19 protein-coding genes are annotated in these 21,861 nt (G+C 72.0%); 10 read left to right on the forward strand and 9 right to left on the reverse strand.

All coding sequences use genetic code 11. The features are described from left to right. Positions 1-26 precede the first annotated feature (26 nt). On the reverse strand, positions 27-2,336 hold the full coding sequence (treY, locus tag ABZO31_RS26145; RefSeq protein WP_406863730.1) for a malto-oligosyltrehalose synthase: 2,310 nt from the start codon (positions 2,334-2,336) through the stop codon (positions 27-29). A 76-nt stretch (positions 2,337-2,412) separates the two neighbouring features. Then, the gene (glgX, locus tag ABZO31_RS26150; protein ID WP_406863731.1) at positions 2,413-4,533 is read right to left on the reverse strand and encodes a glycogen debranching protein GlgX; all 2,121 of its coding nucleotides are present in this window, start codon (positions 4,531-4,533) and stop codon (positions 2,413-2,415) included. A 135-nt stretch (positions 4,534-4,668) separates the two neighbouring features. Between glgX and ABZO31_RS26155 the strand changes: the two genes are divergently transcribed. The 4 genes from ABZO31_RS26155 to ABZO31_RS26170 all read left to right on the forward strand — a co-directional run bounded on the left by ABZO31_RS26155 (position 4,669) and on the right by ABZO31_RS26170 (position 9,060). Beyond that, positions 4,669-5,487 carry a Tat pathway signal sequence domain protein gene (locus ABZO31_RS26155; protein WP_406863732.1) on the forward strand — a complete coding sequence of 273 codons (819 nt, stop codon included), beginning with the start codon at positions 4,669-4,671 and terminating at the stop codon, positions 5,485-5,487. A gap of 56 nt (positions 5,488-5,543) precedes the next feature. Beyond that, positions 5,544-6,869, forward strand: a complete 1,326-nt coding sequence (locus tag ABZO31_RS26160; RefSeq protein ID WP_406863733.1) for a copper amine oxidase — start codon at positions 5,544-5,546, stop codon at positions 6,867-6,869. A 99-nt stretch (positions 6,870-6,968) separates the two neighbouring features. Continuing rightward, positions 6,969-8,234, forward strand: a complete 1,266-nt coding sequence (locus tag ABZO31_RS26165) for an SAV2148 family HEPN domain-containing protein (RefSeq protein WP_406863734.1) — start codon at positions 6,969-6,971, stop codon at positions 8,232-8,234. 106 nt (positions 8,235-8,340) lie between these two features. Then, a complete protein-coding gene (locus ABZO31_RS26170) occupies positions 8,341-9,060 on the forward strand; it encodes a 3'-5' exonuclease (protein WP_406863735.1) in 720 nt (239 codons plus the stop codon). A gap of 6 nt (positions 9,061-9,066) precedes the next feature. Here ABZO31_RS26170 and ABZO31_RS26175 read toward each other — a convergent pair whose 3' ends face one another. Continuing rightward, positions 9,067-9,897, reverse strand: a complete 831-nt coding sequence (locus ABZO31_RS26175) for an alpha/beta fold hydrolase (RefSeq protein WP_406863736.1) — start codon at positions 9,895-9,897, stop codon at positions 9,067-9,069. Positions 9,898-9,942: 45 nt separating this feature from the next. Further along, positions 9,943-10,800 carry a phosphotransferase enzyme family protein gene (locus ABZO31_RS26180; protein WP_406863737.1) on the reverse strand — a complete coding sequence of 286 codons (858 nt, stop codon included), beginning with the start codon at positions 10,798-10,800 and terminating at the stop codon, positions 9,943-9,945. A 136-nt stretch (positions 10,801-10,936) separates the two neighbouring features. Between ABZO31_RS26180 and ABZO31_RS26185 the strand changes: the two genes are divergently transcribed. From ABZO31_RS26185 to ABZO31_RS26210, 6 genes are all read left to right on the forward strand, one after another. Then, positions 10,937-11,878 (forward strand): carbohydrate ABC transporter permease, encoded by a 942-nt coding sequence (locus ABZO31_RS26185; RefSeq protein ID WP_406863738.1) that lies wholly within the window; start codon positions 10,937-10,939, stop codon positions 11,876-11,878. After that, positions 11,875-12,717, forward strand: a complete 843-nt coding sequence (locus ABZO31_RS26190; RefSeq protein WP_406863739.1) for a carbohydrate ABC transporter permease — start codon at positions 11,875-11,877, stop codon at positions 12,715-12,717. Before ABZO31_RS26185 ends, ABZO31_RS26190 begins: the two co-directional genes overlap by 4 nt. After that, positions 12,717-14,015 (forward strand): ABC transporter substrate-binding protein, encoded by a 1,299-nt coding sequence (locus tag ABZO31_RS26195; protein WP_406863740.1) that lies wholly within the window; start codon positions 12,717-12,719, stop codon positions 14,013-14,015. Before ABZO31_RS26190 ends, ABZO31_RS26195 begins: the two co-directional genes overlap by 1 nt. Before the next feature lie 180 nt (positions 14,016-14,195). Continuing rightward, positions 14,196-15,398 carry a S8 family peptidase gene (locus ABZO31_RS26200; RefSeq protein ID WP_406863741.1) on the forward strand — a complete coding sequence of 401 codons (1,203 nt, stop codon included), beginning with the start codon at positions 14,196-14,198 and terminating at the stop codon, positions 15,396-15,398. A gap of 88 nt (positions 15,399-15,486) precedes the next feature. Beyond that, positions 15,487-16,041, forward strand: coding sequence for a DUF1697 domain-containing protein (locus ABZO31_RS26205; protein WP_406863742.1), 555 nt, complete (start codon positions 15,487-15,489; stop codon positions 16,039-16,041). Between the two features lie 71 nt (positions 16,042-16,112). Further along, entirely contained in the window at positions 16,113-16,742 is a 630-nt protein-coding gene (locus ABZO31_RS26210; RefSeq protein ID WP_406863743.1) for a DsbA family protein, read from the forward strand. A gap of 11 nt (positions 16,743-16,753) precedes the next feature. Here ABZO31_RS26210 and ABZO31_RS26215 read toward each other — a convergent pair whose 3' ends face one another. The 5 genes from ABZO31_RS26215 to ABZO31_RS26235 all read right to left on the reverse strand — a co-directional run bounded on the left by ABZO31_RS26215 (position 16,754) and on the right by ABZO31_RS26235 (position 21,861). Further along, positions 16,754-17,503, reverse strand: a complete 750-nt coding sequence (locus ABZO31_RS26215) for a sirohydrochlorin chelatase (protein WP_406863744.1) — start codon at positions 17,501-17,503, stop codon at positions 16,754-16,756. Between the two features lie 4 nt (positions 17,504-17,507). Further along, on the reverse strand, positions 17,508-18,395 hold the full coding sequence (locus tag ABZO31_RS26220) for an ABC transporter permease (protein WP_406863745.1): 888 nt from the start codon (positions 18,393-18,395) through the stop codon (positions 17,508-17,510). Next, on the reverse strand, positions 18,382-19,179 hold the full coding sequence (locus tag ABZO31_RS26225) for an ABC transporter ATP-binding protein (RefSeq protein WP_406863746.1): 798 nt from the start codon (positions 19,177-19,179) through the stop codon (positions 18,382-18,384). The genes ABZO31_RS26220 and ABZO31_RS26225 overlap by 14 nt, the downstream gene beginning before the upstream one ends. A gap of 34 nt (positions 19,180-19,213) precedes the next feature. Further along, positions 19,214-20,323, reverse strand: a complete 1,110-nt coding sequence (locus ABZO31_RS26230; protein WP_406863747.1) for an aliphatic sulfonate ABC transporter substrate-binding protein — start codon at positions 20,321-20,323, stop codon at positions 19,214-19,216. Positions 20,324-20,520: 197 nt separating this feature from the next. Beyond that, positions 20,521-21,861 carry a sulfate adenylyltransferase subunit 1 gene (locus ABZO31_RS26235; RefSeq protein ID WP_406863748.1) on the reverse strand — a complete coding sequence of 447 codons (1,341 nt, stop codon included), beginning with the start codon at positions 21,859-21,861 and terminating at the stop codon, positions 20,521-20,523.

Genomic DNA, 21,861 nt, shown 5'->3' on the forward strand with positions numbered 1-21,861 from the left:
CGTCGCGACGAATCGTCAGACACCCCCTAGGGCCGGCGTTCCAGCAGGGCCACCGGCCGGTCCGCGAACAGCTCCGCCAGGGGCAGCGGACCGCCGGTGAACGCCCGGCCGTCGAGGAGTGCCGACCACTCGCCCGCCGGCACCGTCAGGACCGTGTCCCGCCAGCCGCCCGACTCCGCGAGGCGCAGCGAGAGCCGGGTGACCGCGGTGACCGCGCCGTCGCCGCGGGCGAAGGCCAGGCAGTGGCCGGCCGCCGGGCCCTCGGCGGGCAGGGGCGTGTAGCCGCCGGTCGGGCCGAACAGTTCCGGGCGGCTCCGGCGCAGCGCCAGCGCCGCCCGGGTCAGCAGCGTCTTCTCGTCGTCGGCGCCGATCGCGAACGGCGCCCGGTTGTCCGGGTCGACCAGCGCCCGGTACTCCCGCTCCGTGTTCTGGTACAGCTCCGGCACTCCCGGCATCGTCAGCTGCACCAGCGCCGCGCCGAGGAACTGCGCCCGGATGTGCGGCTCCAGGGCGAAGGCCGCCTCCGACGCCGTGCGCAGCGGGATCCGGCCGGGACCCTCCGCCACGAACTCCGTCACCGCCTTCTCGTACGCCGGGTCCGGCTCCGTCCAGCTGGTGTGCAGGCCCGCCTCCCGTACGGACTTCAGCAGGGCGGGCCCCAGCCGGTCCGGGTCGGGGGCGCCGAACCCGAACGCGGTCTGCCAGGCCGTCCACGCCAGGTGCGGGTCGGGCGCGGGGATCCCGGCGACCTCCTCCAGGAGCTCCGCCCACCGGTCCGGGCACTGCGCGAGCACCGCGATGGCCGCCCGTACGTCCGCGCTGCGCTTGGTGTCGTGCGTGGTCAGCACCGTGCCGGTGGCCGGCCAGTCGCGCGCGAGGTGCGCGCAGTACGCGTGGAACTCCTCCGGAGTGACCGCGGGCCTGCCCGGATCCCCGCCGACCTCGTTGGCCGACAGCAGCGGGGTGTACCGGTAGAACGCGGTGTCCTCCACCGACTTCGCCCGCAGCGCCGACGACGTCTGGGCGAACCGGGTCCGGAACGCCCGGTGCTCGGGCCCGTCGCCGAGCAGGCCGAGCGCCAGGTCCCGTACGAGGTCGACCGCCGCGGCCTCCTCCGGCACCGCGAACGCCGCCTTCGCGCCGCGGGCCGCCTCCTCGGTCAGCACCTCCTCGCCGCCGCTCCGGTACGTGCGGTACACCGGCACCCGCACCAGCAGTTCGCGCACCGCCGTGCGCAGCGCCCAGGGCGCGTGGTCGCGCAGCGCCGGGTCGGCGGTGCAGATCCGGGCGGCGGTGCGGGTGAGCGCCGCGGTCTCCGCCGCCAGCTCGTGGGTGACCACCTTGTACGCGGCGCGGCGCGCCGTCGCGTCCCAGTGGCCGCCCCGGTCGCCGGCGCGGCCCGCGAACTCCCGGTACAGGTCCTGCAGTTCGTCGAAGCCCGTCGGGTCGGTGAGGACGCCGTCGACGTGCCGCAGCGCGTCGTATCCGGTGGTGCCGGCGACCGGCCAGCCGGACTGCAGGCGCTCCGGACCGGTGAGGATCTTCTCGACGACCGTCCAGCAGCCGCCGGTCGCCGCGTGCAGCCGCTCCAGATAGCCGTCGGGGTCGGCGAGCCCGTCGGGATGGTCGATCCGCAGCCCCTCGATCACCCCGTCCCGCACCAGGTCCACGATCGTGCCGTGCGTGGCGGCGAAGACCTCCGGGTCCTCGACCCGCACCCCGATCAGGTCCGAGATGGTGAAGAAGCGCCGGTAGTTGAGCTCCGTGCGGGCCAGCCGCCACCAGCCGAGCCGGTACCACTGCGCGTCGAGCAGCTCCGGCAGCGGCAGCCGCTCGGTGCCGGCGCGCAGCGGGAACTCCTGCCCGGCCACGTGCAGCGCGCCGTCCGCCACCCGCATCCCGTCCAGGACCCCGCCGACCCGGCCCGGCAGCACGGGCAGCAGGATCCGCCCGTCGCCGGCCGCCCAGTCGACGTCGAACCAGCGGGCGTACGGCGACTCGGGCCCCTCCCGCAGCACCGCGCGCAGCGCGTGGTTGTGCCGGGGCGAGGCCGCCATGTGGTTCGGCACCAGGTCCACCACCAGGCCGAGGCCGTGCGCCCGGGCGGTCCCGGAGAGGGACCGCAGTCCCTCCTCGCCGCCCAGCTCGGCGCGGACGGCCCGGTGGTCGGTGACGTCGTAACCGTGCGTGGAGCCCGGAACGGCCTCCAGGACCGGTGACAGGTGCAGGTGCGACACGCCGAGCCGGGCCAGGTACGGCACGGCCCGTTCGGCGGCCGCGAACGGGAACGCGGGCTGGAGCTGGAGCCGGTAGGTGGCGAGGGGCGCAGACGTCATGCGAACGTACGTACCCGCCGGAGCGCCGCACCTTTCCTCCGGTCATACGTCCGATCGCATGTATCACCCCTTCGGGTCACGCCGGCCGGCGCAGCACCGTCAGGCTCAGCGGGGCCAGCGGCACCCGTTCGCCCGCCGAGACCTCCGGTCCCTCCCGCGGTGGCATCCCCTCCGGGTGCGAGGTGTCCACCACCATCCGCCAGCTCCGCCCGTGGTCGTCCGGCACCGCGAACGACAGCTCCTGCTGCGAGGCGTTGAACATGAGCAGGAACGAGTCGTCCGCGATCCGCTCGCCCTGCGGCCCCGGCTCGGAGATCGCGTTGCCGTTGAGGAAGACCGTCAGCGCCTGCGCGTGCGCGGCCTGCCAGTCCCGGGCCGTCATCTCCTCGCCCTCCGGGGTGAACCAGGCGATGTCGGTGAGCTCGTCGTGGGTGCCCTCCACCGGCCGGCCGTGGAAGAAGCGCCGCCGCCGGAACACCGGGTGGTCGCGGCGCAGCCGCACCATCGCCCGGGTGAAGTCCAGGAGCGTGCCGTCCGCCTCGGAGCCCGGCTTGGGCCACTCCACCCAGGAGACCTCGTTGTCCTGGCAGTACGCGTTGTTGTTGCCGCCTTGCGTGCGGCCGAACTCGTCGCCGTGGCTGAGCATGGGCACGCCCTGCGACAGCATCAGCGTGGCGATGAAGTTCCGCATCTGCCGGGCCCGCAGCTCGACGATCCCGATGTCCTCGGTCTCGCCCTCGGCGCCGCAGTTCCACGAGCGGTTGTGGCTCTCGCCGTCCCGGTTGCTCTCGCCGTTCGCCTCGTTGTGCTTGCCGTCGTAGGACACCAGGTCGCGCAGGGTGAAACCGTCGTGGCAGGTCACGAAGTTGACCGAGGCGAGCGGCCGGCGGCCGTCGTCCTGGTACAGGTCCGAGGAGCCGGTGAGCCGGGAGGCGAACTCGGCCAGCGTGCGCGGCTCGCCGCGCCACAGGTCCCGTACGCAGTCCCGGTACTTGCCGTTCCACTCCGTCCACAGCGGCGGGAAGTTGCCCACCTGGTAGCCGCCCTCGCCGACGTCCCACGGCTCGGCGATCAGCTTCACCTGGCTGACCACCGGGTCCTGCTGGACCAGGTCGAAGAACGACGACAGCCGGTCCACCTCGTGGAACTGCCGGGCCAGGGTGGCCGCCAGGTCGAAGCGGAAGCCGTCGACGTGCATCTCGGTCACCCAGTACCGCAGCGAGTCCATGATCAGCTGGAGCACGTGCGGGGAGCGCATGAGCAGCGAGTTCCCGGTGCCGGTGGTGTCCGTGTAGTACCGGGGGTCGTTGCCGAGCCGGTAGTACGAGGGATTGTCCAGGCCCCGGAAGGAGAGCGTGGGGCCCAGGTGGTTGCCCTCGGCGGTGTGGTTGTAGACCACGTCGAGGATGACCTCGATGCCCGCCTGGTGCAGCGCCCGCACCGCCGACTTGAACTCGAGCACCTGCTGGCCGCGGTCGCCCCAGGAGGCGTACGCGTTGTGCGGGGCGAAGAAGCCGATGGTGTTGTAGCCCCAGTAGTTCGACAGCCCCGCGTCGACCAGCCGGTGGTCGTTCACGAACTGGTGCACCGGCATCAGCTCCAGGGCGGTGACGCCCAGTTCCTGGAGGTGGCCGATGACCGCCGGGTGCGCGAGCCCGGCGTACGTGCCGCGCAGCTCCTCCGGCAGGTCCGGGTGGAGCATCGTCAGGCCCTTCACATGGGCCTCGTAGATCACCGTGCGGTGGTAGTCGGTGCGGGGCCGGCGGTCGTCGCCCCAGTCGAAGTACGGGTTCACCACCACCGAGGTCATGGTGTGCGGCGCGGAGTCCAGGTCGTTGCGGGAGTCCGGCCGCCCGAAGTGGTAGCCGTACACCGCCTCGGCCCAGTCCACCGCGCCCGCGACCGCCCGCGCGTACGGGTCGAGCAGCAGCTTCGCGGAGTTGCAGCGCAGCCCGCTCTCCGGCGCGTACGGGCCGTGCACCCGGAAGCCGTAGCGCTGTCCGGGCATCACCCCGGGCAGATAGGCGTGCCGGACGAACGCGTCCGTCTCGCGCAGCTCGACCGCGGTCTCCGAGCCGTCGTCGTGGATCAGACACAGCTCGATCCGCGCGGCGGCCTCGGAGAAGACCGCGAAATTGGTACCGGCGCCGTCGTAGGTGGCGCCGAGGGGATACGCCTGTCCCGGCCAGACCTGCATAGATACGACTCTTCCACTTCTGATCCGGGTACTGGGCCTTTCGGCCAGATCCTGCCGGAAAGACGCGCAACCTCCTAGGACTTCGGCCCGTCCTACCGGGTGACCAACGCTCCATAGGGGGACAGAGGGGGATACGTGTACGAAAAAGTACGTCGCCATCTGGGGAAGGTGGTGGCGGGTACGGCCCTGGCGGTGACGGCGACGGCGGCCATGGTCGCCGTCACGCTGCCGGGTCCGGCGGGCGCGGACGAGAGCCCGAAGGGGCTCGCCGGGGGAGCCGCGCAGCCGGAGCAGCAGGGGGAGACGGCCGCGCAGGGCGCGCCGGCACCCGGGACCGTGGCGAGCGTGCCGCCCGCCGGGGCGAAGGGCGTGGGGACCGATCCGCTCACCGACGACGAACTGAAACGCGCCGAGGCGCTGGCGCTGACCCCGCCCGCGCGGGCCGCGTACCGCAACGTCGACGGGGCGCGCGGCCCGCAGCACCTGGCCACCGTGCTCGCCGAGCCGCCCGCCGCGGAGGCGGACGCCCCGGCCCCGCCGCGCCGGGCCGAGGTGCGGTACTACGACTACAAGTCGGACGCTCTGGTGACCCGCACCGTGAACCTGGACACCGGCACGGTCGAGGGCGCGCGGGCGCTGCGCGGCGTCCAGCCGTCGGCGCACCCCCGCGAACTGCGCGAGGCGCTGGAGCTGATCCTGGCGAGCCCGCTCGGCACGGGCGTGAAGGAGGACTACCGGGACGCCACCGGCAAGGTCCTCGCCTCGCCCGACCAGCTCTGGTTCAACGGTGACGTGTACCGGACCTACCGCGAGGCGAACGTGCCCGCGGCGCTGGAGAAGTGCGGCGAGCACCGCTGCGTCCGGCTCGTCACCAAGATCCGCAACGGCTCGTGGATCGACACCCGGAACCTGATCGTCGACCTCAGCGCCCGGACCGTGACCCGCGTCGGCTGACCACCGCCGCCTGCCTGCGCTGCTTCAGCGCCTCCGTACGAGGGAGTTCGTCCGTCATGCTCGTTTCCCGATTCCGCCGTGCCCGCCGGCGCGGCGCCGTCCTGGCCGCCGCCGCGCTGCTCGGCACGACCGCCGCAGCCGCGGGCCCGGCCACCGCCGCCCCGGCCGCCGGTCCCGCCGCCGCCCCGGCCGCACCCGCGCCGCCCGCCGCGCCCGACTGCTCCGCCGCGTACCGCATCGAGCAGAAGCTCGACGGCGGCACGACGTGGCGCATGTGCTGGCGCTACGACACCGACCACGGGCTGATCCTCAACAAGATCACCTATCAGCCCAAGGGCGCCGCCGCGCCCATCCGCGTCCTGAACAGCGCCAAGCTGGCGCAGATCCACGTCCCGTACGACGACGGCAACGCCGAGTACGACGACCTCACCGGCGCCGGCTTCGGCTGGGGCCTGCAGAACCTGCGCCCGGCGGAGTGCCCCGGCGGCACCCTCACACCCGTGAAGATCCCCGAGACGGGCACCGTGAACGGCCTGTGCACCACCACCCGGGCCCGCGGCCACGCCTACCGGATGGCGAACGACGAGGGCACCAAGGTCTGGCAGTCCCAGGGCAAGGACCTGCTCGTCTACACCGTGAACAAGGTGGCCTGGTACGAGTACATCACCGAGTGGCGGTTCTCCTCCGACGGCCTGATCTCCGCCAACGTCGGCGCCACCGGCAGTCTTTCGCCGGGCGACTACAACGCCACCGACGGCCGCGGCTGGCCCATCGGGCCGGGCGCCCGCTCCTACGCCACCAGCCATGCCCACAACGTGTTCTGGCGGCTGGACTTCGGCCTCGACGGCAGCGTGAAGGACCGGATCGAGCAGTTCGACTCCACCGTCACCCCGCCGCGCGGGAACGGGCAGCCCACCGTGAAGACCACCCGGACCCAGGTCACCAAGGAGACGGCCGGGGACGCGAAGACGATGCGCTGGTGGAGGGTGGTGAGCGCCAACGGCAAGAACAAGGACGGCCACCCGCGCTCGTACGAGCTCGTGCCCGGGCCCTCGTCCAAGCACGCGGGCCGCGGCTTCACCCGGCACGACGTCTACTTCACGCAGACCAAGCCCTGCGAGCAGTTCGCCAGCAACAACATCCGGGACTGCGGAACGGGCGCGCCCGACAGCGTCGACAAGTGGGTGAACGGCGAGACGCTGACCGATCCGGCGGTCTGGGTCAACATCGGGTTCCACCATGTCGCCCGGGACGAGGACCAACAGCCGATGCCGGTCCACTGGCAGGGATTCCAGCTCGCACCCAGGGACGTAACCGCTATGAATCCCCTCACTCCGGCAGATCTCGCCAACCAGAACGGGGCTCCGCCGCTGGGCAGTTGAGCCCCGAGCCTGTCGATCCTGCTGCACCGCCTCCTTCTCCCGGAGTAACCTTCCTTGATCGTTGGAAACGGGCGTCCAGGAGCAGAAGGCGGTGCGTGGGTGAGCTCGGGAGGTCTGGAGCTTCCCCCAGGTGACGCGGGTCACGAGGGGGACCCCGTGAACCCTGTCGACCCGGACGTCGTCATCGTGCCCCCGGGCACGGTCCCGCTCGTGCGGCCGCTGGAGATCGGGGCGGAGCTCGACTGGGGCGCGGAGGCGTGGAGCGAGGTGCGCACCCGCGCCCAGCGGGCCGGCCGCGCGTACATCTGGCTGAATCTCGTCGAGCAGCGGCTGCGGGCCGTGGTCGCGGCCGTGCTGCGCCCGGTGTACGAGCCGGTGCACGGCGACGACTGGGTGGTGGCCGCGGCGGGGCCGGCCGGGCAGGAGTGGGTGCAGCGGGCGGTCGCGGTGCGCGAGGTGTCCCGGCGCAAGGGGTATCTGCTCGACCCGGCGGACGACAACGTGCTCAGCTTCCTGACGCTGCCGCAGCTGCGGGAGCTGATGGTGCAGCACTGGCCCTGCTTCGAGCCGTACTTCGACGACCGGCGCGAGGTCGAACTGGCCCTGGACGAGCTGGAGGTCGCCCGGAACGTGGTCTCCCGCAACCGGGCACTGTCCCTGACGGTCCTCGCCCAGTCGGAGCGGGCCTCGGCGCGGCTGCTCGAGATCCTGGGCACCGGCGCGGACGTGCCGTCCGCCGACCGGCTGCCGGTCGACGCGGTCGAGGACCTGGTGGGGGACCGGTACGCGGACGTGGTCCAGGTGCACCCCGACCGGGTGCGGCTGCAGCGACAGCTGCCGGCCGAGGACCTGTTCGGCGGGGCGCGCCGGCTCGACGCCACGGGCATAGGCCTGAACCTGCTGGTGCAGAACTTCTCCGGGCGGCGGATGGTGCGGCTTGCCGAGTCTGGCTGCCGGATACGGCTGCTGTTCCTCAACCCGGCGAGCAGCGCGGTCAAGCGGCGCGAGCGGGAACTGGGGCTGAAGAAGGGCGAGCTGAGCCGCTCGGTGGAGATGAACATCCTGCACATGCGGCGGGTGCGCTCCAAGCTGCGTGATCCGGGCGCCTTCCAGATCCACGTCTTCGACGAGACCCCGCGGTTCACGGCGTACCTGGTGGACGGCGACGGGCCGGACGGCGTCGCGGTCGTGCAGTCCTATCTGCGCCGGGCGCGGGGCATGGAGGCGCCGGTGCTCGTGCTGCGCGGCGGCGGGCGGAACGTGCTCCGGGAGGGGCGGCCGGGGAGTCTCGGGGAACACGGACTCTTCACCACCTACCGGGAGGAGTTCGAGTCGGTCTGGCTCGATTCCCGTCCGGTTTCCTGACTGTTTGTCCGTTTCTGTCCTCGGGTGGCGGGCCGGTCCGGGGGCGTTGTCAGTGGCCCGTGCGAGGGTTGTTTCACCACGGGGGAGATCACGTAAGGAGGACCCGATGGCCTGGCATGGGGAATTGCTGGTCGGCTTCGACCTGGAGACGACCGGCACCGATCCGCGGGAGGCGCGGATCGTGACCGCCTCCGTCGTCGGTGTGGAGGGCGGCCGGGTGGTGCACCAGCGCGACTGGCTCGCCGATCCGGGCATCCGGATCCCGGAGCAGGCGTCCGCCATCCACGGCATCACCAGCGAGCGCGCGGCCGCCGAGGGGCGGCCGGGGCGCGAGGTGGCCGAGGAGCTGGCCGAGACCCTGACCGGGTACTGGAACCGGGGCGTGCCCGTCGTCGCGTACAACGCCTCCTTCGACCTGACGCTGCTGGAGGCCGAGCTGAGCCGGCACGGGCTGCCCTCGCTCGGGGACCGGATCGGCGGGGCGATAGGCCCGGTCGTCGACCCGTACACCATCGACCGCTCCGTGGACCGCTACCGGCGCGGCAAGCGGACGCTGGAGGCGGTCTGCGCGGAGTACGGCGTGGTCCTCGAGGCCGCGCACCAGGCGGCCGCGGACGCGCTGGCGGCGGTGCGGGTCGCGGTGGCGATAGCCGAGCGGCACCCGGCGGTGGCCGCGCTGGCCCCCGCCGAGCTGCACGAACGGCAGATCTCCTGGTACCGCGAACGGGCCGAGGACTTCCAGGCCTTCCTGCGCAGGAAGGGAGACCCGGACGCCGTCGTCGACCCGTCGTGGCCGCTGCGGGAGCTCGTCCCCGCCGCCAACTGAGCGCGCTCAGCCCAGGGGGTGCTCCGCGAGGAAGTCCAGGAGCAGCGCGTTCAGCCGCTCCGGGGCGTCCAGCTGGAGCCAGTGTCCGGCGCCCTCGATCCGCTCGTAGCGCCAGGAGCCGTCCACGTGCTTCGCGGTGCCGGTCATCGACCGCTCGGTGAGGAACCGGTCGCCGGTGCTCCACACGCCCATGACCGGGCCGGGCAGCGGAGCGGGGTCCTGCACCGGGGCGAACATCTGGTCGGCGGGCAGCGCCGCCCGGTAGATGTTCAGGGCGGCGGTCAGCGCGCCGGGCTCCTTCAGTGTCTCCAGGACGGCCTCCGCGTCGCGGTGCTCGCCCAGCATCTCCTGGAGGTTGGCCCAGCCGTCCCGGGTCATCCAGTCCTCGGCCACGCCGGCGAACTGGAACAGCAGCATGTACCAGGACAGCTGCTTCTGCTCCCAGCCCGCGTCCTGGATCGACGCCCAGTGGCCCACCGACAGAATGCTCAGCGAAGCCACCCGGTCCGGCACGGTCTGCGCCAGACCCTGCGCGATGCCCGAGCCCCAGTCGTGGCCGACCAGATGGAAGCGGTCCACCTCGAGCCGGGCCAGCAGTTCGAGCAGATCGCCCACGTGCTTCCCGGGGTGGTACGCCTCCGGGCCGCCCTCCGGCCGGTCCGAGCCGCCGAAGCCCCGCAGGGTGGGAGCGATCGTCCGGTACCCGGCCGCGTTCAGCGCGGCGACCTGGTGGCGCCACAGCTCGTACGAGTCGGGGAAGCCGTGGACCAGCAGCACCGCCGGTCCCTCACCGCTCACCTCGACGTCCAACGTCACCTGGGACAGTTCCACACGCATCGCAACACCCCGTCCTGACAAGCGATTTCGGTCCCGGCCATGATGTCAGAACGGGTACCAGCGCACCTCGGGGTCGCCGTCCCGCAGCGAGGCCACCCGCCGCTCGAACTCGGCCAGGGCCTTCGGGTTCGACGGCGCGTGCTGGGCCACCCAGGCGCAGCTCGCGGTCTCCCGCGCCCCGCGCAGCACGGCGCAGCCCTCCCACTCCCGCACGTCCCAGCCGTACGCCTCGGTGAACGCGTCGTACGCCGCCGGGTCCAGGCCGTACCGGTCGCGGGAGAGCGCGAGGACCACCAGATCGTGTTCCCGCAGATCGGAGGAGAAGGTCTCCAGGTCGACCAGGACCAGCCCGTCCGGGCCGACGTGCACATTGCGGGGGAGCGCGTCGCCGTGGATCGGGCCCGGCGTCAGACGCGGGGTCAGCGCGGCGGCCGCCGGGGCGAAGGAGTCCCGGCGCTCCCGCAGGAAGGCCGCGTCCGCCGGGTCGATCGCGTCGCCGGCCAGCCGCAGCCAGCGCTCGACCCCACCGAGCAGTTCACGGCGCGGCAATGCCAGGCCCGCCGGTTCGGGCAGGGCGTGCACCTGCCGCAGCAGCGGCGCGAGGTCGCGCGGCTCCGCCGGGCGGACCGCCTCGGGCAGCCGGTGCCAGACGGTGACCGGATGCCCGTCCACCAGCCGGGCCTTCGGCTCGGCCGCGCGGACCGCCGGCACGCCCGCCTCCGCGAGCCAGCCGGCCAGGGCCAGCTCCCGCTCGGCGCGTGCGAGCAGCTCCGCGTCGCGGCCGATCTTCACCACCAGACCGCCCGCGGCGAACACCGCGTTCTCGCCGAGAGCCAGCAGTTCGGCCCCGGCCTCCGGCAGTCCCGCGGCGGCCAGGATCTCCCGGGCCCGCGCCTCGTCCATCGATGTCTCCCCAGCTCAGGTGCGAATCGCGACAAAGTCTCGCACCGGCGCGGGCCACCTTGACGAACCGACGGACCGTCAGGACCATGACGGAGGCGGAAGCGAGATCACAGAAGGCCACAAAAGGGGTCGAACAGTGAGTTCAGTGACCGCGACCAAGCCGTCCGGCGTCACGGAGCCGGCCGCCGGACGAAGACCGGAACGAAGACGGCGCGACCACGGCGCCTGGTTCCTCGTACTGCCCGCCCTCCTCCCGATCCTGCTGCTCAGCGTCGGCCCACTGCTCTACGGCCTCGCCCTCGCCCTCACCGACGCCCAGTCCGGCCGCACCCAGGCCACCCAGTGGGTGGGCCTGCTCAACTTCCGGGACCTGCTCCACGACGGCCTGTTCTGGGAGTCCTTCCGGATCGGCCTGCTGTGGGCCGTCGGCGTCACCGTCCCGCAGTTCCTGCTCGGCCTCGGCCTCGCCCTGCTGCTCAACCAGCCGCTCCGGCTGCGCTGGCTGGCCCGGGCGCTCGCGATCGTCCCCTGGGCCATGCCCGAGGTCGTCGTCGGCATCATGTGGCGCCTGGTCTACAACCCCGACGCCGGCGTCCTGAACGAGACGATCCGCGACCTCGGCCTCGGTGACGGCCGAGACTGGCTCACCGGACTGGCCACCGCCCTGCCCGCCGTGATCCTCGTCGGCATCTGGGCGGGCATGCCGCAGACCACCGTCACCCTGCTCGCCGGCCTCCAGAACACCCCGCGGGAACTCCACGAGGCCGCCGCCCTCGACGGCGCCGGCGCCTGGCGGCGCTTCCGCACCGTCACCTGGCCCGCCATCCGCCCGGTCGCCCTGGCCATCACGGCGCTCAACTTCATCTGGAACTTCAACTCCTTCGCCCTGGTCTACGTACTGACCAGCGGCGGACCCGGCGGCCGCACCCGGCTGCCGATGCTCTTCGCCTACGAAGAGGCCTTCCGGTACGGGCAGTTCGGCTACGCCGCCGCGATGGGCTGTGTGATGGTCGCGGTGATCTCCGTGTTCCTCGCCCTGTACCTCGTCGGCCGGCTCAGGGGAGGGGAGGAACGATGAGCGCGTTCCGTACCGGCAGAGCCGCCCGCGCCGGCCAGTACCTGGCCCTCCTCGCGTACCTCGTCTTCCTCGCCTTCCCGTTCCTCTGGCTGGTCTCCACCGCCTTCAAACCCGCCCGCGAACTGGGCTCGCTGCACCCCACCTGGATCCCCCAGGACCCCACCCTCGACAACTTCCGCCAGGCGTTCGACGAGCAGCCGCTGCTCCGCGCGGCCGGCAACAGCCTCCTCGCCGCGCTCCTCGCCGCCCTGATCGCCGTCCTCGTGGCCACCCCGATGGCCTGGGTGATCGCCCGCCGCCGGAGCAGACTCGCGACCGCCGCCACCGGCTGGGTGGTGGTCAGCCAGGCGTTCCCGTTCGTCCTGGTGATCATCCCGCTGTTCCTCGTCCTGAAGAACCTGCATCTGATCAACACCCTGGCCGGTCTGGTCCTGGTGTACGTGGTGTGGGCGCTGCCGTTCGCGCTGTGGATGCTCGTGGGCTACGTCCGCGCCGTCCCGGCCGAGCTGGAGGAGGCGGCCGCGGTCGACGGCGCCGGCCGGCTGCGCACCCTGGTCTCGGTCACCGCGCCGCTGCTGGCCCCCGGCATCGTGGCCACCGCGCTGTTCGCCTTCATCACCGCATGGAACGAGTTCTTCTTCGCGCTCGTCCTGCTCAAGACCCCGGAGAAGCAGACCTTGCCGGTCGTCCTCACCCACTTCCTCGGCGCGGAGGGCGTCGCCGACCTCGGGCCGCTCGCCGCCGCGGCGTTCCTCGCCACCCTGCCCTCCCTCGTCATCTTCGCGATCATCCAGAAGCGGATCACCGGCGGAATGCTGACCGGGGCGGTGAAGTCCTGATGCGGGCCCGCGGGTTCGCCGCCGCCGTCGCCGCGCTGACCCTGCTGCTCACCGGCTGCGCCGCGGACGGCGACAACCGGGACGGCGACGGGAAGGTCCGGCTCCGCTTCCAGTCCCTCGCCTGGCAGAAGGAGTCCGTCGACGCCAACAAGCAGCTGGTGGCCGAGTGGAACGCCGCCCACCCCGACGTCCAGGTCGAGTACGTCCAGGGCAGCTGGGACAGCGTCCACGACCAGCTGCTCACCTCCTTCGAGGGCGGCGAGGCCCCCGACGTCATCCACGACGCCTCCGACGACCTGGCCGACTTCGCGTACGGCGGCTACCTCGCCGATCTGCGCGGCCTGCTGCCCGAGCGGCTGCGCGCCGACATCCCGGCGGGCAGCTGGGAGACCACGACCTTCGGCGACGGGATCTACGGCGTGCCGTTCCTCCAGGAGCCGCGCGTGATCATGGCCAACCGGAAGATCCTGGCCTCCTCCGGCGTCCGCATCCCCACCCCCGAACAGCCCTGGAGCTGGGACGAGTTCAGACAGGTCACGAAGGACCTGACGGCGAGGATGGGCGAGGGGAGGCACGCGATCGCCTGGCCGCTGAAGGAACCCGTCTCGGTCAGCCTCAACCTCGGCCTCTCCGCCGGCGGCCGGCTGTTCCACCGCGGCGAGGACGGCCGGGTCACCATCCGCTTCACCGAGGCCGACGCCGTCGTCCCCGGCACCGTCCGCGATCAGGTCAACTCCGACGGCAGCGCCTCACGTTCGACGCTGGGCAGCGGTGGCTCCGACACCCTGCCCGGCTTCTTCGCCGGCAAGTACGCGATGGTCCCGCTGGGCTTCTCGTACCGGCAGCAGATCGTCCAGCAGGCGCCCGAGGGCTTCGACTGGACGGTGCTCCCCGCGCCCGCGGGCCCGGACGGCCTCGCCCAGGGCGTCAGCCCGCAGACCCTGTCCATCGCCGAGGATAGCCCGTACAAGCAACAGGCCGCCGCCTTCCTGGACTTCCTGTTGCAACCGCACAACATGGTGAGACTCGCCCGCGGCGACTGGATGCTGCCGACGGGCACGGCCGCGCTCGCCGATCCCTCTCTGCGCACCGCGAAGGACGGCTGGGCGACCGGCGCGGCGATGGCCGCCCAACTGCGTTCCGCACCTGCCCAGTCGGTGCGCGGATATCCCGAGTGGAAGGACAAAGTCGCGACGCCCGCATTCCAGGAGTACTACAGCGGTGCGATCGATTTGAGGGAGCTGCGTAAAAGGCTTGTGAAGGACGGAAATCGCGTTCTCGCCCGCTACCAGCGGTAGTAGGCAGGCGAGTTGAGAGGTACGTCCGACTTGTTATTGCGAAGTGTTGTTGAGTAAATCACAGCTGTATGAAGGTCTTGATCTGAGCGCGTCATTGGGCAAGGGTCGTTTGTCAGTCGCCGGAGATTTTCCTGCCGGCGGCCCAACCCCCCACACATGCTCACGAGGAGACCCCTCTTCATGGCAACTCACAAGCGTGCCCGCAAGCTGACGCTGACCGCCGGAATCACCGCTGCGGTCGTCACCGCGGGTATCACCGCGATGACCATGCCGTTCGCCGGTGCAACGTCCGCCCCCGCCGAGGGCAAGGTCTACGGCCTCGATGCCGCAGGCGCGGTCGAGGGCAGCTTCGTCGTCCTGCTCGACGAGAAGGCCGACAAGAAGAAGCTCGCCGCCGAGTACGGCGGCACCCTGCGCCGCACCTACAACTCGTCCGTCAACGGCTTCTCGGCCAGCGGCCTCTCGGAGACCGAGGCCAAGCGCCTCGCCGCCGACCCGGCCGTCGCCAAGGTCGTCCAGAACAAGAAGTTCACGATCAACGAGACCCAGGACAACCCGCCGTCCTGGGGCCTGGACCGCGTCGACCAGGCCGAGACCGCCGGCGACAAGAAGTACACCTACCCGGACAAGGCCGGCGAGGGTGTCACCGCGTACGTCATCGACACCGGCGTCCGCATCAGCCACGAGGACTTCGGCGGCCGGGCCTCGCACGGCTTCGACGCCGTGGACAACGACGACAGCGCCGACGACGGCAACGGCCACGGCACCCACGTCGCCGGCACCATCGCCGGCACGGCCCACGGCGTCGCCAAGAAGGCGAAGATCGTCGCGGTCCGCGTCCTCGACGACAACGGCTCCGGCACCACCGAGCAGGTCGTCGCCGGCATCGACTGGGTCACCAAGAACCACCAGGGCCCGTCCGTCGCCAACATGAGCCTCGGCGGCGGCGCCGACGAGGCCCTGGACGAGGCGGTCAAGAAGGCCATCGCCGCCGGTGTCACCTTCGGCGTCGCGGCCGGCAACGAGTCCTCCGACGCCGGCCAGGGCTCCCCGTCCCGCGTCCAGGAGGCCATCACCGTCGCCTCCTCGACCGAGGACGACAAGCAGTCGGACTTCTCCAACTTCGGCTCGGTCGTGGACATCTACGCCCCGGGCTCGGAGATCACCTCCGCCTGGAACGACAGCGACACCGGCACCAAGACGATATCCGGCACTTCCATGGCCACCCCGCACGTCGTCGGCGCGGCCGCGATCTACCTCGCCGGACACCCGGACGCCACCCCCGACGCGGTCGCCAAGGCCCTCGTCGACGGCGCCAACGAGGGCAAGATCTCGAACCCGTCCGAAGGCACGGCCAACAAGCTGCTCAAGATCGTCGAGTAGTGGTCGCGCCGTAGTCACGGCACACCGATGACCGGGCGGCCGCCGTGCCCTCCCCCACGGGGCACGGCGGCCGCCCTATCGTGTGCCCATGACAACCACCTACGCCGCCCTGCTGCGCGGGATCAACGTGAGCGGTCACCGCAAGGTGCCCATGGCGGAACTGCGCCCGCTGATCGAGAGCCTCGGCCACACCGGGGTGCGCACCTACCTGCAGAGCGGCAACGCCGTCTTCACCACCGAGGCCGACGACGCCCGCGACGAGGAACTGGCCGCCGAGCTGGAGCAGGCGATCGAGGGGCACTTCGGCTTCCGGGTCGACTGTCTCGTCCGCGACGCCGGCTACCTCGCGGCCGTCGCCGACGCCTGCCCGTTCCCGGCCGCGGAGCTGGAGGGCAGGCAGCTGCACGTCACGTACTACTCCGCGCCCGTCGGCCCCGAGGCCTTCGCCGACCTGGACGCGGCGGCCTTCCTGCCCGAGGAGTTCCGGCTCGGCGACCGGGTGCTGTACCTCTACGCCCCCGACGGCCTGGGCCGCTCCAAGCTCGGCGAGGCGCTCCACCGGCCGTCGCGGACCAAGGGGATCGTGGCGACCTCGCGCAACTGGAACACCGTCGTCAAGCTCCTGGAGATGACCCGCGACTGAGTGGATGGCCCAGTTGACGGAGTGCGGATTGGCCCGCTGACACAGGCCACATGCTGACTAGGCTCGCTGTCATGACCACCGAGACCGCACCCGTCGCCCCGCCCGTCGTCGACTTCTGGTTCGACCCCGCCTGCCCGTTCGCCTGGATCGCCTCCCGCTGGATGCTGGAGGTCGAGCGGCAGCGCGAAGTCGAACTCCGCTTCCACGTGATGAGCCTGTACTTCCACAACGAGGGCAACGAGCTCCCGGACTGGTACCGCACGCTCGTCGACAAGTCGATCGGCCCGGTGCGGGTCGCCGCCGCGGCGGCCTCGCTGCACGGTCCGCAGGTGCTGCGGGACCTGTACACCGCGTACGGGACCCGGATCCACGAGAAGAAGATGGAGGACTTCGACGAGGTCGTCGCCGAGTCCCTCGCCGAGCTGGGCCTGCCGGCCGAACTGGCCGCCGCGGCCCACGACTCCGCGTTCGACGACACCGTGCGGGTCAGTCACGACGCCGGCCAGGACCCCGAGGCGGGCGGCTACGTCGGCACCCCGACGATCCATGTGGACGGCACGGCCTGGTTCGGCCCGGTGCTGCGGGCCATCCCGCGCGGCGAGAAGGCGGCGGAACTCTTCGACAGCTTCCGCGTGCTCGCGAGCCACCCCGACCTGTTCGAGCTGAAGCGGACCCGTACCGGCGGCCTCGACTTCGGGTGAGCGGCACCGCGCTAGGCGGCCAGCCGCTCCTCGGCCCGCGCGCCGTCGTACCGTTCGAGCAGCAGCCGGGCCAGCTCCGGCGACGGGCCGAGCACGTCGGCGAGCACGTCCGCGCCGCCGTCCCGGGCGCCTGCCGCGATGCGGTCCGGCAGCCGCCCGGGGGCGATCACGTACGGGGCGACCGCCACCCGGCGGACCCCGTCGGCGCGCAGCGCGCGCACCGCGTCCTCGGTACGCGGGAAGCCCCCGGCAGTTACAGCGGAGGCGAACGCAGGACGCACGGAGCACCAACCGGTGCGCCGCAGCTCCCGCGCCGTGTGTGCGATCGCTGCGATCGCCTCCGGGTCGGTGGAGCCCGCCGAGGCCAGGACGACCCCGGTCGCGCTCTTGTCGGCGGGCGTCAGGCCCGCCTCGTACAGCCGCCGTTCGACCGCCGCCGGCAGGAGCGGCGACGGGCCGAGCACCTCGGCCTGCCGGATCCGGAGCGAGGCCGGGGCGGCCCGCAGCACGGCGGGCACGTCCGACTTCGCGTGGAAGGCCCGGGTCAGCAGCAGCGGCAGCGCCACCACGTCGCGGACCTCCTCCGCCGCCAGCCGGTCGAGCACCCCGGACACCGACGGCAGGTCGAAGTCGAGGAACGCCGTCTCCACGCGCAGCCCCGGCCGCAGCGCCGCGGCGGCGCGCACCAGCGCGTGCACGGTCGCGGCGTGCCGCGGATCGCGGCTGCCGTGGGCGATGACGAGGAGGGTCGGCGCGCTCATGGGATCAGCTCTTCACCAGCAGGCCGCGGCGGCGGAGCACGGTGCGCTCGAGCGGGCTGAAGATCAGCAGGTCGATGGCGACGCCGACGAGCAGGATCAGGATGATGGCGAGGAAGATGCCGGGCATGTCGAAGTTGTTGCGGCCGTTCTCGAGCAGCTGGCCGAGGCCCAGGCCGAGGTCGGGGGAGGAGGCGATGATCTCGGCGGCCATGAGCGAGCGCCAGGAGAAGGCCCAGCCCTGCTTCAGGCCCGCGAGGTAGCCGGGCAGTGCGGCCGGCATGACGATGTGCCAGGCGCCCTTGAGTCCGGTCGCGCCGAGGGTGCGCCCGGCCCGCAGGAACAGCGGGGGGACCTGGTCGACGCCGGCCACCAGGCCGTTGGCGATCGAGGGGACCGCGCCGAGCAGGATGACGGCGAACATCATCTGGTCGTTCAGGCCCAGCCACAGCACGGCCGGGGCCACCCAGGCGACCGACGGCAGCGACTGCAGTCCGGACAGGATCGGGCCGATCGCCGCCCGCACGGCGCCGACCCGGGCCACGAGCAGACCCAGCGGGGTGCCGATGGCGAGGGCGAGCAGGAAGCCGAGCAGGGCCCGGGACACGCTGGTCCACAGCACGTCGAGCAGCGTGCCCTCGAGCCACATGGTCTCCAGGCTGGCCCAGACCGCGCCGGGGGAGGGCAGCTTGCCCTCGTCGGCGACCTCGGCGATGACCAGGGCCTGCCAGACCGCGAGGACCAGCACGACGGCGATGACCGGCGGCAGGACCTTCTTCAGCAGCACCTCGCGCACCGGGGTACGGCGGATCTGCACGCTGTCCAGCGCGTCGAGCCCGGCCTCCAGACCCGCGAGGTCGTCGCCCTTCCGGGCGGGTGTCTCAGTGCTGGCCATGACGGCGGATCTCCCCACGCAGTTCTTCGGTGATCTCGACGGAAAGCTCCGCCACGGCGGCGTCCTCGATGCGGCGCGGCTGCGGGATGTCGATCGTCCACTCGCGGGCGATCCGGCCCGGCCGGGACGACAGCAGCACCACGCGCTCGGCCAGCCGCACGGCCTCGCGCACGTTGTGGGTGACGAAGAGGACCGACAGCTTCGTCTCCCGCCAGATCCGGGTCAGCTCGTCGTGCAGCACGTCCCGGGTGATGGCGTCGAGCGCCGCGAACGGCTCGTCCATCAGCAGCAGATCGCTGGCCTGGGCCAGTGCCCGGGCCAGGGCGACCCGCTGCCGCATGCCGCCGGACAGCTCGTGCACCCGCTTGCCGTACGAGCCGCCGAGCCGCACCAGTTCGAGCAGCCGCTCGGCCTCGGGGCGGCGCTCGGCCTTCGGCACCCCGCGCAGCTTCAGCGCGAGTTCGATGTTCTTGCCCGCGGTGAGCCACGGGAACAGGGCGTGCTCCTGGAACATCAGGGCCGGCCGGCCGCCGGGGGTCTCGATGGACCCCGCGGACGGCCGGTCGAGCCCGGCGACCAGGTTGAGCAGCGTCGACTTGCCGCAGCCCGAGGCACCCAGGAGGGTGACGAACTCGCCCGGGGCGACATCCAGCGAGATGTCGTCCAGCACGAGCTGGCCGCCCGAGGGGCCGCCGAAGGACTTCGAGACGTGCGCGATGCGCGCGGCGTGACCGAGCGCCTCGGCGCGGTCCTCGGCCTTGGCGAGCGTCGTGGTCGTGGCCATGGTCGTCACCTCCTGGGGTTGGGTGTCTGCCGGCTTACTTCGCGCCGAGGCCCGCGTCGGCGACCTCGGGCCGGCCCGCGGTCTTCAGGACCTTGTTGAGCGGCTTCAGGTCGTAGATGCCGGCCAGGTCGGGCTTGTCGAGCAGCCCGGCCTTCACCGCGTGCTCGGCCTGGGCCTGGAGCGTGGCGGCCAGCGGGTCGTCCGTGAACTGGATCGACGGCCAGGCGCCGTCGATGACCTTGTCGCCCAGGGGCTTGCCGGTGAGTTCCTTGAGCTTGGCGTTGGCCGCGGCCTTCGCCTGCTCCGGGTTGGCGTTGATCCAGGCGTTGGTCTTCACCGAGCCGCGCAGCACCGCCTCGACGACGTCCGGGTGCTCCTTCAGGAACTTCTGCGACACGATGATGTTGGTGATCACGAACTTCTTGTCGGGCCACAGGTCCGACTCGTCGAGCAGCACCTTCGCGCCCTCGCCGACCAGCTTCGAGGCGGTCGGCTCCGGCACCCACGCGCCGTCCACGGAACCGGACGTGTACGCGTCGGGGGTCACCTTGTTGTCGGTGCGGAGCACCGAGACGTCGCCCTTGCCGGACTGCGAGTCGACCTTCCAGCCCTGCTCCGAGATCCAGTTGAGGAAGGCCACGTCCTGCGTGTTGCCGAGCTGCGGGGTGGCGATCCGCTTGCCCTTGACGTCGTCCAGGGTCTTGATCTTCGTCGGGTTGACCACGAGCTTCACGCCGCCGGATGCGGAGCCGGCGACGATGCGCAGGTTGGAGCCCTTGGACTTGGTGTAGCCGTTGATCGCGGGGGAGGGGCCGATGAAGCCGATGTCGATCGAGTCGGCGTTCAGCGCCTCGATCTCGGAGGGACCGGCGTTGAAGGTCGAGACCTTCAGCTCGGTGCCGCCCAGCTCCTTCTGGAAGATGCCTTCCTGATGCCCGATCAGGGCGGTGGCGTGCGTCAGGTTGGGGAAGTACCCGAGTCGTACGGAGTCGGCGGAGAGCTTCTTGCCCTCGGCGGCCACCTTCTTCTCGTCACTCTTGGCCTGGGAGCCGTAGCCGCACGAGGCCAGGGCGCCGATCAGCAGAGGCAGAGCGGCGGCTGCGGCGAGGCCGCGGCGCAGGGCGGTACGGGTGGTGGCAGACACGGGAGTGGTCCCCTCCGGTTCAGGGTCTTCTGGATCTTCGTCTGTGTCGATGTCGCGCGGGGCGGAGCGGGAGCGCGCCGCGTACGGCGCGCAGCGGTGTCAGCACGCACATCGCGTGACACCTCCCGTGCCCGCGCCGAGGGTGCCGGAGCCGACCCGGCCGCCCTCCTTGGCGAAGGTCGCGTAGACGTCGGTCATCAGAAGTCCCACCCGTCCTCGTCGTCGGTCGCCTTCGCCTGCGCGGTGGAGGCGAACGACTCACCGGCCATGCCGGCCGCGAGGGTGGTGCCGTCGGCGGGGTCGATCAGCAGGAAGGAGCCGGTGCGGCGGGAGTCCGCGTACGCGTCGAGCGCGAGCGGCTCGGCCGTGCGGACCGTGACCTGGCCGATGTCGTTGGCGACCAGCTGCCCCGGGTTCGGGTGCTGGGAGAGGTCGTCCAGGGTGAGCCGGGACGGGATCTCCTTCACGATCGCCTTGACGGTGCGGGTGGTGTGCTTGAGCAGCACCCGCTGGCCGACGGTCAGCGGCTGGTCCGCCACGTGGCAGACGGTCGCCACGACGTCCTGGCTGGTCGCCGGGGCGTCGCCGCTCGGGGCGAGCAGGTCGCCGCGCGAGATGTCGATGTCGTCCGCGAGGCGGATCGTCACCGACTGCGGGGCCCAGGCGATGTCCACCGGCTCGCCGAGCGCGTCGATCGCGGCGATCGTGGACTGCTTGCCCGACGGCAGGACGGTGATCTTCTCGCCGACCCGGAACGCGCCGGCCGCGATCTGGCCCGCGTAGCCGCGGTAGTCGGGGTGCTCGGCGGTCTGCGGGCGGATCACGTACTGGACCGGGAAACGGGCGTGGCAGGCCGTCAGGTCGTGGCTGACCGGCACGGTCTCCAGGTGCTCCAGGACCGTCGGGCCGCCGTACCAGTCCATGTTGGCGGACGGCTCCACGACGTTGTCGCCGGCCAGCGCGGAGATCGGGATCGCGGTGATCTCCGGGACGCCGAGGTCGGTGGCGTACGCGGTGAACTCCTCGGCGATGGCGGCGAAGACGGGCTCCGCGTAGTCGACGAGGTCCATCTTGTTCACGGCGAGGACCACGTGCGGGACGCGCAGCAGCGCGGCCACGGCGGCGTGCCGGCGGGTCTGCTCGACGACGCCGTTGCGGGCGTCGACCAGGACCACGGCCAGCTCGGCCGTCGAGGCGCCGGTGACCATGTTCCGGGTGTACTGCACGTGCCCCGGGGTGTCCGCCAGGATGAACCGGCGGCGCGGGGTCGCGAAGTAGCGGTACGCCACGTCGATGGTGATGCCCTGCTCGCGCTCGGCCCGCAGACCGTCGGTGAGCAGCGCCAGGTCCGGGGCCTCCTGGCCGCGGGACCGGGAGGCGTGCTCCACGGCCTCCAGCTGGTCGGTGAGGACGGACTTGGAGTCGTGCAGGAGCCGGCCCACGAGGGTGGACTTGCCGTCGTCGACGGATCCGGCGGTGGCGAAACGCAGCAGGGTGGTCGCCGCGACGTCGGCGAACTGCTCGGTCGTGCTCGTCAT

The organism is Streptomyces solicamelliae, from assembly GCF_045348655.1.
GTDB lineage: Bacteria > Actinomycetota > Actinomycetes > Streptomycetales > Streptomycetaceae > Streptomyces > Streptomyces solicamelliae.